Annotated in this window: 15 protein-coding genes; 7 read left to right on the forward strand and 8 right to left on the reverse strand. The window is 64.9% G+C overall.

Features of this window, described 5'->3' with window-relative positions:
- Positions 1–78: 78 nt before the first annotated feature.
- From U8330_RS08760 to tgt, 6 genes are all read left to right on the forward strand, one after another.
- Positions 79–354 carry a hypothetical protein gene (locus U8330_RS08760; RefSeq protein WP_323104833.1) on the forward strand — a complete coding sequence of 92 codons (276 nt, stop codon included), beginning with the start codon at positions 79–81 and terminating at the stop codon, positions 352–354.
- Between the two features lie 265 nt (positions 355–619).
- Positions 620–1,135 (forward strand): pantetheine-phosphate adenylyltransferase, encoded by a 516-nt coding sequence (gene coaD / locus U8330_RS08765; RefSeq protein ID WP_323104834.1) that lies wholly within the window; start codon positions 620–622, stop codon positions 1,133–1,135.
- Positions 1,136–1,164: 29 nt separating this feature from the next.
- A complete protein-coding gene (locus U8330_RS08770) occupies positions 1,165–1,734 on the forward strand; it encodes a peptidylprolyl isomerase (protein ID WP_323104835.1) in 570 nt (189 codons plus the stop codon).
- Positions 1,735–1,761: 27 nt separating this feature from the next.
- Entirely contained in the window at positions 1,762–2,271 is a 510-nt protein-coding gene (locus tag U8330_RS08775) for a peptidylprolyl isomerase (RefSeq protein ID WP_323104836.1), read from the forward strand.
- A gap of 244 nt (positions 2,272–2,515) precedes the next feature.
- A complete protein-coding gene (gene queA, locus U8330_RS08780) occupies positions 2,516–3,601 on the forward strand; it encodes a tRNA preQ1(34) S-adenosylmethionine ribosyltransferase-isomerase QueA (RefSeq protein ID WP_323104837.1) in 1,086 nt (361 codons plus the stop codon).
- Positions 3,594–4,724, forward strand: coding sequence for a tRNA guanosine(34) transglycosylase Tgt (gene tgt, locus U8330_RS08785; protein ID WP_323104838.1), 1,131 nt, complete (start codon positions 3,594–3,596; stop codon positions 4,722–4,724). The genes queA and tgt overlap by 8 nt, the downstream gene beginning before the upstream one ends.
- A 113-nt stretch (positions 4,725–4,837) precedes the next feature.
- Here the strand turns inward: tgt and U8330_RS08790 are convergent, their stop codons facing one another.
- Positions 4,838–5,260 carry a DUF4864 domain-containing protein gene (locus U8330_RS08790; protein ID WP_323104840.1) on the reverse strand — a complete coding sequence of 141 codons (423 nt, stop codon included), beginning with the start codon at positions 5,258–5,260 and terminating at the stop codon, positions 4,838–4,840.
- Positions 5,261–5,599: 339 nt separating this feature from the next.
- On the opposite strand from U8330_RS08790, the gene U8330_RS08795 reads away from it, so the two are divergent.
- The gene (locus U8330_RS08795) at positions 5,600–6,568 is read left to right on the forward strand and encodes a phosphoribosylaminoimidazolesuccinocarboxamide synthase (protein WP_323104841.1); all 969 of its coding nucleotides are present in this window, start codon (positions 5,600–5,602) and stop codon (positions 6,566–6,568) included.
- On the opposite strand, the gene U8330_RS08800 is transcribed toward U8330_RS08795, so the two are convergent.
- The 7 genes from U8330_RS08800 to U8330_RS08830 all read right to left on the reverse strand — a co-directional run bounded on the left by U8330_RS08800 (position 6,556) and on the right by U8330_RS08830 (position 14,196).
- On the reverse strand, positions 6,556–7,380 hold the full coding sequence (locus U8330_RS08800) for an MBL fold metallo-hydrolase (RefSeq protein WP_323104842.1): 825 nt from the start codon (positions 7,378–7,380) through the stop codon (positions 6,556–6,558). The two genes, U8330_RS08795 and U8330_RS08800, sit on opposite strands and share 13 nt — an antisense overlap.
- 10 nt (positions 7,381–7,390) lie before the next feature.
- Positions 7,391–8,170, reverse strand: a complete 780-nt coding sequence (locus tag U8330_RS08805) for a TatD family hydrolase (protein WP_323104843.1) — start codon at positions 8,168–8,170, stop codon at positions 7,391–7,393.
- 14 nt (positions 8,171–8,184) lie between these two features.
- Positions 8,185–9,735, reverse strand: a complete 1,551-nt coding sequence (metG, locus tag U8330_RS08810) for a methionine--tRNA ligase (RefSeq protein WP_323104844.1) — start codon at positions 9,733–9,735, stop codon at positions 8,185–8,187.
- A gap of 111 nt (positions 9,736–9,846) precedes the next feature.
- On the reverse strand, positions 9,847–10,875 hold the full coding sequence (locus U8330_RS08815) for a DNA polymerase III subunit delta' (RefSeq protein WP_323104845.1): 1,029 nt from the start codon (positions 10,873–10,875) through the stop codon (positions 9,847–9,849).
- On the reverse strand, positions 10,872–11,576 hold the full coding sequence (tmk, locus tag U8330_RS08820; protein ID WP_323104846.1) for a dTMP kinase: 705 nt from the start codon (positions 11,574–11,576) through the stop codon (positions 10,872–10,874). The genes U8330_RS08815 and tmk overlap by 4 nt, the downstream gene beginning before the upstream one ends.
- A 191-nt stretch (positions 11,577–11,767) precedes the next feature.
- Complete coding sequence (locus U8330_RS08825) at positions 11,768–12,880, reverse strand: D-alanyl-D-alanine carboxypeptidase family protein (RefSeq protein WP_323104847.1); 1,113 nt, start codon at positions 12,878–12,880, stop codon at positions 11,768–11,770.
- Between the two features lie 281 nt (positions 12,881–13,161).
- Positions 13,162–14,196: a septal ring lytic transglycosylase RlpA family protein gene (locus U8330_RS08830; protein ID WP_323104848.1), complete on the reverse strand. Its 1,035-nt coding sequence runs from the start codon at positions 14,194–14,196 to the stop codon at positions 13,162–13,164.
- Between the last annotated feature and the right edge of the window lie 58 nt (positions 14,197–14,254).

Here is a 14,254-nt window from a genome sequence, read left to right on the forward strand (position 1 = left end):
CGGCTTTTTGAGTCCGCTGCGACTGGAGGTCATGACAGCGGGGAGGGAACTGCCTGATCAGACGCCGAAGGGTCCCTGATGGGTGCGCTGATCGCGGACGGCAACATGCTCGCGCTTGAGTTCGCGGATCGTCTTGGTGAAATCGACCAGGAACACGATACTGATTACGGCCGACAGAAGCATCATGGTAACTGCCATGACCAATGTCCTTACTTGGCGATCATGGAGAAACGCGAACGGGAGCGGGAGATCGTCGTCTCCCTGCGCAAACCATTCAGCGTCGCGAAGATCATCGCAAAGAACATAACCATCGAGAAGAGCATCAGAGCCATTGTCGTCATCCTTTCGGTGTGAAGAACGAGACGCTTGACAAAAGGTTCCACAGGTGAATGCCCCCCTGTGCCTGTTGCCGAAAGGTCGCGAGCTGCGCTGTTGCTCGGCGTTCTATAGTCGCCGGCGCGTCGCGCATGTATCGGAGGGAACAGTGCGCGGCGCCGAACCAATGAGCTATGCCTCCCTTGCGGTTGCGGGCCGTCCGTGACAAAAGGCTGCGGATTGAAAGGCCGAGGCGCGAGACGCGTCGCGGCGGTGGATGGCGGCGAGGCGGATCGTTGAGCGCATGACGACAGCTTTTTATCCCGGCTCCTTCGACCCCATGACCAACGGCCATCTGGATGTTTTGACCCAGTCGCTGAACGTCGCCGACCGGCTGATCGTCGCGATCGGCATTCATCCAGGCAAGGCACCCCTGTTCGGTTTCGAGGAGCGGGCCGCGCTGATCCATCAGTCGCTGGCCGACTGTCTTTCGCAGCGCAGCGCGGATGTCTCCGTCGTCGCCTTCGAAGGTCTGGTCGTGGATGCTGCCCGCGCCCATGGCGCGACACTCCTCATTCGCGGCCTGCGGGACGGAACCGACTTCGATTACGAGATGCAGATGGCCGGCATGAACCGCCAAATGGCCCCCGATATCCAGACGCTCTTCATCCCCGCCGGCACGGCGTCGCGGCCCATTACCGCCACATTGGTCCGCCAGATCGCGGCCATGGGCGGCGATGTCGGCGCCTTCGTGCCTTCGGCTGTCAAACAGGCCCTGGCCGAAAAGCGCGCGCAGCCTGCCGCGGCCGGCCGAGCCTGAGCCGATCCTTCTCTTGCAACGGAGCTTCCATGAAAATCCTTCATCTCGCCTTTGCCGGCGCCTTCGCCCTCGCCAGTCTCTCCAGCACGGCCTTTGCCCAGGCCAAGGACCTTCTGACGATCACTCTGAAGAGCGGACCGGTGGTCATCGAACTCGACAGCACGCACGCGCCCAAGCATGTGGAGCGGATCAAGGAACTGGCTGCCGAAGGCGCTTATGACAATGTCGCCTTCCACCGCGTGATCCCGGGCTTCATGGCGCAGACCGGCGACGTGCAGTACGGCAATATGGAAAAGAACTTCCAGCCGGAGCAGGCCGGCATGGGCGGCTCGTCCAAGCCGGATCTCCCGGCCGAGTTTTCCGACGTTCCTTTCAAGCGCGGCACCGTCGGCATGGCACGCTCGCAGGATCCGAATTCCGCCAATTCGCAGTTCTTCATCATGTTCGACGAGGGCTCCTTCCTCAACGGCCAGTATACGGTCGTCGGTCAGGTTGTCTCGGGCATGGAGAATGTCGACAAGATCAAGAAGGGCGACGAGGCCAATAACGGCTCCGTCTCCGACCCCGACCGGATGATCAGCGTCAAGGTCGGCAAGTAGGACTAAGCTGAAAACAGGAGAGAGACCATGGCCGAGATCAAGGATCCGGAAAACACGATCATCATGGAAACGACGAAGGGCAGGGTGGTCATCGAACTGCGCCCGGATCTCGCACCGAACCATGTCGCGCGCATCAAGGAACTGGTTGCGGAAGGCGCCTATGACGGCGTCGTGTTCCACCGCGTGATCGAGGACTTCATGGCCCAGACGGGCGATGTCAAGTTCGGCAAGCAGGGCGGCGCGGACTTCAACCCAGCGCGCGCCGGCATGGGCGGCTCCGACAAGCCGGACCTGAAGGCCGAGTTTTCCTCGGAAAACCATGTCCGCGGGACCTGCTCCATGGCCCGCAGCCAGATGCCGAACTCCGCCAACTCGCAGTTCTTCATCTGCTTCACCGACGCGCCCTGGCTGAACAAGCAGTACTCCGTCTGGGGCAAGGTCGTCGACGGCATGGACATCATCGACACCATCAAGCGCGGCGAGCCTGTCAAGGATCCCGACAGCATCGTATCGATGAAGCTCGCTTCGGCGGCGTAAGCAATCAAGGGCAGGGCACCGCCGGTGATGGCGGTGCTCGTTCTCAACGCGAACGTCATCCTCGGGCTTGTCCCGAGGATCTGCCCGCGCTTCGGAAAACCGGACGTCTAGGTCTTGGCTGGCCTTGGCAGATCCTCGGGTCAAGCCCGAAGATGACGCATTGGCCGCTGGCCGATCGGGTCGCCGGCCTTCTGTAGCGCTCGCCCCTTTACCAAAACCTCCCCAGACTCAACTGGCCCAGCCCATGCGCGTCGACCTTTTCGACTTTCATCTTCCGGACGACAACATCGCCCTTCGCCCCGCCGTCCCGCGCGATGCGGCGCGGATGCTGGTCGTTCATCCGGATGGCCGGCGCGAGGACAAAGGCGTTCTCGATCTGCCGGGCCTCCTGAACCCGGGAGATGCGCTGGTCTTCAACGACACCCGCGTGATCCCCGCGCAGCTCGAGGGCATCCGCCGACGCGGCGCCGACATCGAAACCCCTGTTTCGCTGACCTTGCACATGCGCATCGCGCCCGACCGGTGGATGGCCTTCGCAAGGCCCGCGCGCCGGCTGAAGGCGGGCGACCGCCTGCGCTTCGGCGAGGGCGGCAACGTCTGCCAGCTCGGCGTGCTGGAAGCGAGCGTGGTGGCGCGCGGCGAGGCGGGCGAGGTGGAGCTTGCCTTCGATCTCGCCGGGCCGGCGCTCGACGAGGCCATCCTGGCCGTCGGTCATATCCCTCTGCCGCCCTATATCGCCTCCAAGCGGCCGGAGGACCAGCAGGACCGGCAGGACTACCAGACCATGTATGCCCGCGAGGACGGCGCCGTCGCCGCGCCCACCGCGGGCCTGCATTTCACCGACCGGCTCTTCGCCGGCCTCGACGCGGCCGGGATCGAACGGCATTTCGTCACCCTGCATGTCGGCGCCGGCACCTTTCTTCCGGTCAAGGCCGAAGACACGGCCGATCACAGGATGCACCACGAGATCGGCCAGGTGACCGCCGAGACCGCCGCGGCGCTGAACGCCGTCAGGGCGAGGGGCGGGCGCATCGTCTCCGTCGGCACCACGTCGCTGCGGCTGCTCGAAAGTGCGGCGCGCCCGGATGGCATGATCGAGCCCTGGTCCGGCGCCACCGATATCTTCATCACGCCCGGTTATCGCTTCCGCGCCGTCGACGTGCTGATGACCAACTTCCATTTGCCCAGATCGACGCTCTTCATGCTGGTCTCCGCCTTCAGCGGGCTGGAGACGATGCGCTCCGCCTATGACCACGCGATCAAGAGCGGCTACCGCTTCTACTCCTATGGCGATTCCAGCCTTCTCTTCCGGAAAGACCCCGATGTCTGAAACCTTCCAGTTCACCCTCCACGCGCAGGACGGCAAGGCGCGGCGCGGGACCGTGTCCATGCCGCGCGGGCAGGTGCGCACGCCGGCCTTCATGCCGGTCGGCACGGTCGGCACGGTGAAGGCCATGTATCTCGACCAGGTCCGCGAGCTCGGCGCCGATATCATCCTCGGGAACACCTATCACCTGATGCTGCGCCCCGGCGCCGAGCGCGTCGCACGCCTCGGCGGCCTGCACGAGCTGATTCGCTGGCCGGAGCCGATCCTCACCGATAGCGGCGGCTTCCAGGTCATGTCGCTCTCCGGCCTGCGCAAGCTCGACGAGCAGGGCGTGACCTTCAAGAGCCATGTGGACGGCGCTCTGCACCATATGTCGCCGGAGCGCTCGATCGAGATCCAGGGTCTGCTCGACAGCGATATCCAGATGCAGCTCGACGAATGCCTGGCGCTGCCGGCCGAGGAGAAGGAGATCGCCCGGGCCATGGATCTTTCGCTGCGCTGGGCTGAGCGCTGCAAGCTCGCTTTCGGCGACCAGCCGGGCAAGGCGATGTTCGGTATCGTACAGGGCGGCGACAAGCCGGCGCTGCGTGTCCGCTCCGCCCAGGGGCTCGCGAGCCTCGATCTCAAAGGCTATGCGATCGGTGGTCTCGCCGTTGGCGAGCCGCAGGAGGTCATGCTCGACATGCTCGACACCACCTGCCCGGAGCTGCCTGTCGAGAAGCCGCGCTACCTGATGGGCGTCGGCACGCCGGACGATATTCTGAAATCGGTGGCGCGGGGGATCGACATGTTCGACTGCGTCATGCCGACCCGCTCCGGCCGCCATGGTCTGGCCTTCACCCGGCGCGGGCGCATCAACCTGCGCAACGCCCGCCACGCCGAGGACATGCGGCCGCTCGACGAGGAATCCTCCTGCCCGGCGGCGCGCGACTATTCCCGCGCCTATCTCCACCATCTGGTGCGCGCCAACGAGTCGCTCGGCGGCATGCTGCTGACCTGGAACAACTTGTCCTACTATCAGGACCTGATGGCCGGCATCCGCCTAGCGATCGAGGAAGGCCGCTATCAGTCCTTCATGGAAGAAACCCAGGAAAACTGGCGGCGCGGCGATCTTGCGCCGGTTTGACACGGCGTCATCGTAGGTCGGACGAGAACCGGGCAGGGCAAGCCCAATCGTTCCCCGTCATGATTGCGCACCCTACCCATGCCGACCGGCAACGTTCTGCGGGCTTGGGAGGCTCAGATTTCCGGTCCCGGCGCCTGCTGCAGCATGCGGACGGCATTGATCTTGTAGCTGCCGTCCGGCTGACGTGTCAGCGTGTAGAGCGCGGTCCAGTCCTTCCCGTCGGGCGCGCGGATTAGCACCTCCTGCAGCACCTGGCCAGCCTCGATCTTCGAGCGGCCGAAGGCGAAGTTGCCGGGCCGGTAGACCGGCGCGTAGCCGCGCTTGACCATCTCGAAGAATAGATCCTGGTTGGGATAGAGCGTCTGGATCTGCGGCGAGGCGAAGGAATAGGCGGTCGCCTTGTCATCGGCCAGAAACGCTTCGATCTGCCGCGAGATGATCGACCGCGCATCACCGACCGGTTCGGCAGAAGCCGGATCGGAGGCCAGCGACGCACCGGCAACCAACCCTGCAAGAATGAATCCAAGACACCGCATGCGCACCTCCCAAGAGACAGCTGTCAACAAGGAGATTACGCCGATTGCCCGGTTTGGGAAGACCTGCTCCAAAACGCGACACGGGGTCGGAGATAAAGCGGTTTGCAGCCTTGCGCAGGTGGCCGCTTCGGAGGAGGGCGAAGCTGGGGGCTCGAGGAGAACAGGACACTCCAACTTTGCAGCTACAAGAACTAGTTGCATAAGATAGATTATGGAACAATCGTCTCGACGGGGTGCGACCCGGACGTGGTTCCGTTCATCGGCCCGCCGCCTTGACCCTGGCTGCCTTGACATCCTAAGCCAAAGGCAGTGCTGCCCTGTTTCCGAAAGCTGACGCCGATGCGCTTCGATCCTGCCGATGACCCCCGTGTCCTGAGCGACGCCTTCATCCCCGAGCTGCCGGGTCGTTATAAGGGCAAGGTGCGGGAGAATTATGACTTGCCGGATGGGCGGCGGATCATCATTGCCACGGACCGCTTGAGCGCCTTCGACCAGATCCTGACCGCGATCCCGTTCAAGGGCCAGGTGCTGACGCAGACGGCGCGCTACTGGTTCGAGGAAACCGCCGACATCTGCTTAAACCATGTCATCGCCTATCCCGATCCCAATGTGGTGATCGGCACGCGGCTCGATATCCTGCCGGTCGAGATCGTCGTGCGCGGTTATCTCGCCGGAACGACGAGCACGTCGATCCTGACCAAATATCGCAAGGGCGAGCGGACCATGTACGGGCTGACGCTGCCCGATGGGCTGCGCGACAACGAGGCGCTGCCGCAGGCGATCATCACCCCGACCAGCAAGGCGTTCGACGGCGGCCATGACGAACCCTTGTCCGCCGACGACATCCTTGCCCAGAAACTGCTGACGTCCGAGCAATGGGATACCGTGTCGCGCGCGGCGCTGGCGCTCTTCGAACGCGGACAGAGGCGCGCCGCCGAGCGCGGGCTCATTCTTGCCGATACGAAATATGAGTTCGGCACCGATGCCGAGGGTCGCATCGTGCTGGCCGACGAGATCCATACGCCGGACAGCAGCCGATACTGGATCGCTGCCGATCATGCCGAGGCGGTTGCGAGCGGCCGCCGGCCCGCGAGCTTCGACAAGGATTTCGTGCGCGCCTGGGTGAGCGAGCGCTGCGATCCCTATCACGACCCGATTCCGCCGATCCCGGCGGAGCTGATCGCCGAGACGGCGCGGGTCTATATCCGGGCCTTCGAGGCGATCACCGGGCGCACCTTCGAGCCGGACCTGAGCGGAGCGAGCGTTCTCGACCGCGTGCGTGACAACCTGCGCGTCTACTTCGCCTGATCGAGCTCGAACTCGATTACCATGCCGTCATAGGCCGGCTCGACGTGATCGGGCGTCTCGGCCATGACGGTCGCATAGTCGAGCGGCGTGTGCATATGGGTGAGGATCGCCCGGCGCGGGCCGATCCGCTCGATCCAGGCAAGCGACTGTTCGAGCGAGAGATGGCTCGGATGCGGGCGATATTGCAGCGTGTCGATCACCAGCGTTTCGAGCCCGGTCAGCTTGATCAAAGTCTCGGCCGGAAAGTCGCTTACATCCGTACAATAGGCGAAATTGCCGACACGGAAGCCGAGCGAGTGGATCTGCCCATGCATCTGCAGAAGCGGGACGAGGGTGAGGCGGCCCCCCTCGCCCATGATATCGATCGGTGACAGCGCCTGATCGATCAAATGTCCTTCAACGATCGGCGGATAGCCGCCGGCCTGTGCGCCATCCAGGCAATAGCGGAAGCCGTCGCGGATACGCTCCATCGTCGCGTGATCCGCATGGATGGGCACGGGGCGTTTCGCGTCGATGAAATAGCCGCGAAGATCGTCGATGCCGTGCAAATGATCGGCGTGGGAATGGGTATAGACGACGGCATCGAGATGACGGACGCGGGCGGCGATCATCTGCTGGCGAAGATCCGGCCCCGTATCGACGAGCACTGTCGTCCGCCCCCCATCTTCGGCGATCCGTTCGATGAGCAGCGATGCCCGCAGCCGCACATTCTTCGGGTTCTTGGGGTCGCAGGCGCCCCAATCGCCGGAAATGCGGGGCACGCCCGGCGAAGAGCCGCAGCCGAGAATGGTGAAAACCAGCCGAGCGCTCATCGTTCAGGCCTCACAGGCGCGGCATCTTGGAGAAGAGGCGCAAAGCGTTCTCCGTCGTCACCTCGGCCAAGGCGTCGAGCGTCAGGCCCAGCGTTTCGGCCAGCACCTCGGCGGTCTTGGCGACATAGGCCGGTTCGTTGCGCTTGCCGCGGAAGGGCTTCGGCGCAAGATAGGGCGCATCAGTCTCGACGATCATCCGGTCGTGCGGCACGGTCCTGGCGGTCGCGCGCAGCTCTTCCGATTTCGGGAAGGTGAGAATGCCGGAAAAGGACAGCGTGCCGCCGAGCTCCAGTCCGACGCGGGCGAGCTCGGGCCCGGAGGAGAAGCAGTGCAGGAGGAAGGGAAATGCGCCCTCCTCCGTCTCCTCCGTTAGGATCGCCGCCATGTCGTCGTCGGCCGAGCGGCTGTGGATCACCAGCGGCAGGCCGGTTTCCCGCGCGGCGGCGATATGGCGCCGCAGCCCCGTCGCCTGCGCCTCGCGCGGAGCGTTGTCGTAGAAATAGTCGAGCCCCGCTTCGCCGATCGCCACGCACTTCGGGTGTGCCGAAAGGCGGACGAGGTCCTCCACCGTCACGTCCAGCTCCTCATCCGCATTGTGCGGGTGCGTGCCGACGGAGCAGAAGACGTTGTCGTACTGCTCGGCGATGGCTGTGATGGCAGGGAATTTGTGGACGCGGGTCGAGATGGTGATCATCTGCCGCACGCCCGCCTCGCCTGCCCGCGCGACGATGGCATCGCGCTCCGCCTCGAAGTCGGGAAAGTCCAGATGGCAGTGGGTGTCGATCAGCATGGGCACGGCCATCCTCACACCTCAGGCGCCACGTAGCGTGGAAAGACCGGCTTCGGCGCCTCGAGCGGCGTACCGGAGACGAGACGACCGGCGGGCCCGAGCGCCGCGAAGTCCCGCTTGTCGGCCGGCGCGGCAACGAGATCCAGAAGTTTTTCGCAGGATGCCGGCATGATCGGCTGCAGCAGGATGGCGATCTGGCGGACGACTTCGGCCGTGACATAGAGCACCGTGCCCATGCGCTCCGGATCGGTCTTCTTCAGCGCCCAGGGCTCCTGACCGGCAAAATAACGGTCCGCCTCGGAGACGACGGCAATGATCGCCGTTACGGCCTTGTGAATGGCGAGCGCGTTGATGTCGCTTCGCGCGATCGCCAGAAGCCCGTCGACGGAGGCAAGCATCGCCTCGTCCGCTGCGGTGAGCGGACCGCAGGGCGGGATCCGGCCGTCGCAGTTCTTCACGATCATCGACAGCGAGCGGCTGGCGAGATTGCCGATGCCATTGGCGAGATCGGAGTTGATGCGAACCGCGATCCCCTCCTCGCTGTAATTGCCGTCCTGGCCGAACGAGACCTCGCGCATGAAGAAATAGCGGATTTGATCCAGACCGAAGTGCTCGACGAGGTTGATCGGGTCGACGACATTGCCGAGCGACTTCGACATCTTCTCGCCCTTGTTGAGCAGGAAGCCATGCGCAAAGACCCGCTCCGGCAGGGGCAGCCCGGCCGACATCAGGAAGGCCGGCCAGTAGACGGCGTGGAAGCGGATGATGTCCTTGCCGATCATGTGGATCGACGCCGGCCAGTATTTCGCCCGCGGGCTCTCCGGATCGGTCAGCACGCCGGTGGCGGTCACGTAGTTGGTGAGCGCATCCACCCAGACATACATGACATGGCCGTCGTCATTCGGCACCGGCACGCCCCAGTCGAAGGTGGTGCGGGAGACGGAAAGGTCCTTCAGGCCCGACTTGACGAAGGAGATGATTTCGTTGCGCCGCTCGGCCGGACCGATGAAATCCGGCTGCGCCTCGTAAAGGGCCAGCAGCCGGTCCTGATAGGCGGAAAGACGGAAGAAATAGCTCGATTCCTCGACCCATTCGACCGGCGTGCCCTGCGGCCCGTAGCGCACGCCGTCGGCGCGCAGCTCGGTCTCGCCTTCCTGGTAGTAGGCCTCGTCGCGCACCGAATACCAGCCGGCATAGGTGTCCTTGTAGAGGTCGCCCGCCTTCTCCATCCGCAGCCACATCTCGGTCACCGCCGCATGGTGGCGTGGCTCGGTGGTGCGGATATAGTCGTCGTGCGACGCATTCAGCAGCACCGCCATCTTCTGGAATTCGGCCGTGTTCCGGTCGGCCAGCTCCTGGGCGGTCAGGCCCTGGCTGCGCGCCGTCTGCTGCATCTTCTGGCCATGTTCGTCCGTGCCGGTGAGAAAGAACACATCGCGCCCGTCAAGCCGCTGAAAGCGGGCGACGACGTCTGTGGCGATGAGTTCATAGGCGTGGCCGATATGCGGCCGGCCGTTCGGATAGGCGATGGCGGTCGTGATGTAGAAGGGCGACGTGTCGGACATGGCGGCGGGAGACTCTGGATGTTGCGCGTGCGAAAGAGCGGTGCGCCTGCTCTTAGCCCATAGCGGCGGGCGTGGAAATGCGGAACCGGCAAAAAGCCGGCGGAGCCCGGCTCAGGCTGCGCGAATGTCGTCGAGGATCTGCAGGACGGTCTGCTTGCGGTCGAGGTTATAGGCTTCCGCGAGCGTCACGCGTTCGGAAAGATCGGAGGAAAGCCGCGCCAGCCGCTCCGCACGCTCCAGATCGCCCGAGAGCGCCGAGGCGCGCGCCTGCGCGGTCACGTGGCGGGAGACGAGCTCGGTGAAGAAGTCGTAGATCGTTTCGGCGTCGCGGCCGGAGAGAACATCGGCGAGCTTGTGGGCCTCGCGCCGCGCCGGCGCCGGCTCCTTGGCAAGGATGCTTTCGAAGGCCTCGACGATATCGGCGCCGCCGTAATTGATGAGCTTGATGGCCTCCGACACGCTGCCTCGCGCCGCTTTCAGCACGCCAGGCAGTGTGTCTTCCGCCGGACGGATGCCGAGATGGCCGAGTGCCTGTTCCATCGCCGCGTCGTTGAGCGGCTTCAGCGCCAGCGGCAGGCAGCGCGAGCGAATGGTCGGCAGCAGCCGTCCCGGCGCATGGGTCAACACCAGAAAGAGCGAGCGCTTCGGCGGCTCCTCCAGGATTTTCAGGATGGCATTGGCGGCATTGCGGTTGAGATCGTCGGCCGCATCGACGATGACGATCCGCCAGTTGCCGGTGCCGGAGGTCTGGCCGAAGAAGCGGCCGGCGCGCCGCACCTCGTCCACCGTGATGGCGCTCTTGATCTTCTGCGTCTTCTCGTCGACCGGCCGTGTCAGGTGCAGAAGGTTGTGCGAGGCGCCGCCGGCGATCTGACGGCTGACCAGCGAGGTCGGATCCGGCGCCTGCATGGTCGAGGGCGCCGTCTCCGGCTCGGGATGGCTGAGCACGTGATTGGCGAAACGGAAGGCGAGCGTCGCCTTGCCGATGCCCTGCGGCCCCTCGATCAGGACCGCATGATGACCCTTGCCCGAACGATAGCCGGCAGCGAGAAAGGCCTCGGCCTCCTCATGGCCGAACAGTGCGGTGTTTTCCGAGGGTGCGATGGCCCCATCCAGCTGGTCGGCGCGGGGTTCGCTCACGCTCCGCCCTCCCCGCTGCGCCGCGCCCGCGCGCTGCCGCGGCCCGCCACCACCTCGTCGAAGGCCAGAAGAACATCCGCCGCCACACGCGCTTCGTCCTGCGCCGCATCGACGACCCGGCAGCGCGCCGGGTCTGCCGCGGCGATATCGAGGAAGGCTTCGCGCCGCTTCTCATGCGTATCGAGCTCTTCCTTCTCGAAGCGATCGAGCCCGCTCTTGTCGCTTTCGCCATCTGCGGTCTGGCCAAGGCGCTGGCGCACGCGCGCCAGGCCGAGCGAGGCCGGAAGATCGAGGACGATTGTCAGATCCGGGCGCAGGCCGTGCACGGCGACGCGCTCCAGCGCATCGATCAACGGTTGCGGCAGATTGCCGGTGATCCCCTGGTAGACGCGCGAGGAATCCATGAAGCGGTCGCACAGCACCGTCTGACCGCTGGTGATGGCGGGGCCGATCACGCTTTCCACATGGTCGTTGCGCGCGGCGGCAAAGAGCAGCGCCTCCATGCGGATGCCGAACCGCTCGGCGGCGCCGGACAGGAGCACATGGCGAACGGCTTCCGCCCCGGCCGAGCCGCCGGGTTCGCGGGTGATGAGCACGCTCCGGCCCCGCGCCCGCAGCGCTTCCGCCAGGCGCCGGATCTGGGTGGATTTGCCCGCCCCTTCCCCGCCCTCGAATGTCACGAACAATCCGCCAGCTGCCACGCGGTCCGCCTTCTGTCCTGCACGGCTCGTCCTGAGGGACCAGCACCTGGAAAGCGCGGAAGGCGCTTCCTCTCGTTCCTTCGCGGGCTGCACAAAGCGCCATCAACGCCTGCGAGCCCGTGTTCGCGGACCTGTTACCCGATTGCACGGCGCGAGGAAACTGCGCATCGGCGTTCGGCAGGCAAAGCCGTCTAGAGCCAGAAGAACAACAACTCCTGCAGCGCATCGGCGGCGCGGCTGGTCAGCGTGCCGCCCTCCACGGCGCGGGCCGCCTTCAACGGCACTTCGCGCAGCAACTGGTCGCCGTTCCAGATCTTCAGCGTGCCGAGCGGCTGCCCCGCCGCAATTGGCACCGACACCGGCCAGCGGTAGATCACCTGCCCCTTAAGCTTCGCATCCACCCCCACCGGGAGGAGCACATCCACCGGCTCGGCGATCGACAGCGGCACGGTCGCAACCGCGCCGCCATAGACGCTGGCTTCGGCGATCGTCTCGTTCGGCTCGAACAGCCGTTTCTCGGCGAAGTTGGCCATGGCCCAGTCGAGCACGCGGCGCGCTTCAGACACCCGCTCCTTCTCGTTGGCGAGCCCGTTGATCGCCAGATCGACGCGGCGGCCGTTCTGTTGCATCGAGGCGACGAGTCCGTAGCCATAGCCTTCGGCGAAGCCTGCCACATAGCCATCGACACCGATGTTCAAAGACAGAAGTGGGTTCCGGTTGCGCTGCCGGATCTTGTTCCACTCAAACTCCGGCTGGCTGTAAAGCGGCATGACCTCTGGATAGGTTCGGCGCAGATGACGGGCGAGCGACAGAAGGTCCCTCAGCGTCGTGACATTGCCTGGGTCCGGCAGCCCCGTCGGATTGGCGAAGGTGGAGGCGTTCAGCCCCAGGGCGCGGGCTCGCTCGGTCATCGACCGCGCAAAGGCCGCTTCACTGCCGGCCATGCCTTCGGCCAGCACGATGCAGGCGTCATTGGCAAACTGCACCACGACGCCCTGCAGAAGATCCGACACCGCGATGCTGGACTTGATCGGCGCGAACATGGTCGAGGTGCCGGAGGGCGCGCCGCCCGTGCGCCAGGCATGCTCGCTCACCGGATAGCTGGTCTCGCGGGTGATCTCACCCCGCTTCAGCGAATCGAGGACCACTTCGACGGTCATCATCTTGGCCATCGAGGCCGGCGGCACCGGCACGTCCGGGTCCTTCGATAAGAGCACCGTGTCCGTCTTGTCGTCGACCAGCAGGATCTGCCGCGCCTTCGTCTCGAACGGCTCCGCTGCCTGCACCTGGCTCGCGACCAGCATCAAGCCTGCCAGCAGACTTGCCGCGAGCCTTCGGACGGGTTGCCCAGAGTGTCGCCTCTGTTGGTGAAGACGCGGGCATGCACTTAGGTCGTCGCAAGGAGGTCGGCGGTCCGGTTCGAGCCTCGTCAAGCGGCATCTCCCTCCCCGACCGTCCCGATAAAGGGTCATTCTACAGTCGGAGGTTGTGTGTACTGACAGATTTTGTCGAGAGTAGCAGAGACGCCGGTTTCGTCGCAACGCGGCTTGGTGGCCGCGAAGCGACAATTCCGTCGATCGCGGACCTAGTGTCGCCCCTTTGTGACAGTGCGCGCGGCATGCGCGGCGATGTCGGCAGAGGTCATCTGCTGCGGATCGACCATCACGGCATCGAAGGCGCTTGGCGCCGTGCTGAAGCGCACTTCCGCATAGGCGGCCGCATAGCGCACGGCATTGTCCCGGCCGAAGCTGCCCGGGCGCTCGACAGGGATCGGGCCGATTTCCGGCAGCATGACGAAGCTGTCGAAGCTCGCTGTCGCATCCGGCGCGCGGAGCACATGCTCCGGCTCGGCCAGAGCGGTGACGGGAGCGGCGACATCGAGGGCTGCGACCTGCGTCTGTACTTTCGCCTTCGGCGGAACCGTCAGGATACCAAGATCGCGGACCTGTTTGCGGACCGGTTCGTTGGAGGCGACCATGACGCCGCTGGCGATCTGTCCTTCCGGCGCGATGCCCGGAACGCGGCTGCCCTTCGTGGCGTAGGAGGCCATGAGATAGGGCATGTCGTTCCCCTGGAGCGGCGCCAGGCCGACATATTGGACACGCACCTGCGCACTGCCCTTGCGCTTCATGTCCAGGAGATCGGCTGTCTTGGAAGAGACGTCGATGATACGGCCGTACTCATAGGGACCGCGATCGTTGACGCGCACGATGACGGAGGATCCGTTTTCGAGATTGGTGACGCGCGCATAGCTCGGCAGCGGGAAGGTCGGATGTGCGGCAGAGAGGTGCTGGTCGTCATAGACCTCGCCATTGGCGGTCAGACGGCCATGAAAGGCCGAGCCGTACCAGGAGGACATGCCGGTCTTGCTGTAGCCCGGCTCTTCGCGGGGCGTATAGACCTTGCCCTTGACGACATAGGGCTTGCCGACCTGAAAGCGTCCGCCACCCTTGGGGATGTTCTTGCCGGTGGCAACACGGGGGCTCGCCTTGACGCCATAAACCGACTCGGGAAAGTATTCTTTCGACCGCTTGGTGGGCTTCTCCGCCGACTGCGTCGTTCCGCAGGATGCGAGGGCAAGGCAGAGGAGCGGCAATGCCGCCAAACCAAACACCGGCAATCGCCTGCTCTTCCGGCCATTCCCCGTGCCGTTTCCACGTCCGCGGGGTGTGGCCGAA

This window comes from Rhizobium sp. CC-YZS058 (assembly GCF_034720595.1).
Lineage (GTDB): Bacteria > Pseudomonadota > Alphaproteobacteria > Rhizobiales > Rhizobiaceae > Ferranicluibacter.

Bases quoted from the DNA above. Each gene is read 5' to 3' on its own strand.
- U8330_RS08760 (WP_323104833.1), top strand. From the start codon at position 79: ATGGGTGCGCTGATCGCGGACGGCAACATGCTCGCGCTTGAGTTCGCG.
- coaD (WP_323104834.1), top strand. From the start codon at position 620: ATGACGACAGCTTTTTATCCCGGCTCCTTCGACCCCATGACCAACGGC.
- U8330_RS08770 (WP_323104835.1), top strand. From the start codon at position 1,165: ATGAAAATCCTTCATCTCGCCTTTGCCGGCGCCTTCGCCCTCGCCAGT.
- U8330_RS08775 (WP_323104836.1), top strand. From the start codon at position 1,762: ATGGCCGAGATCAAGGATCCGGAAAACACGATCATCATGGAAACGACG.
- queA (WP_323104837.1), top strand. From the start codon at position 2,516: ATGCGCGTCGACCTTTTCGACTTTCATCTTCCGGACGACAACATCGCC.
- tgt (WP_323104838.1), top strand. From the start codon at position 3,594: ATGTCTGAAACCTTCCAGTTCACCCTCCACGCGCAGGACGGCAAGGCG.
- U8330_RS08790 (WP_323104840.1), bottom strand. From the start codon at position 5,260: ATGCGGTGTCTTGGATTCATTCTTGCAGGGTTGGTTGCCGGTGCGTCG.
- U8330_RS08795 (WP_323104841.1), top strand. From the start codon at position 5,600: ATGCGCTTCGATCCTGCCGATGACCCCCGTGTCCTGAGCGACGCCTTC.
- U8330_RS08800 (WP_323104842.1), bottom strand. From the start codon at position 7,380: ATGAGCGCTCGGCTGGTTTTCACCATTCTCGGCTGCGGCTCTTCGCCG.
- U8330_RS08805 (WP_323104843.1), bottom strand. From the start codon at position 8,170: ATGCTGATCGACACCCACTGCCATCTGGACTTTCCCGACTTCGAGGCG.
- metG (WP_323104844.1), bottom strand. From the start codon at position 9,735: ATGTCCGACACGTCGCCCTTCTACATCACGACCGCCATCGCCTATCCG.
- U8330_RS08825 (WP_323104847.1), bottom strand. From the start codon at position 12,880: ATGCTGGTCGCGAGCCAGGTGCAGGCAGCGGAGCCGTTCGAGACGAAG.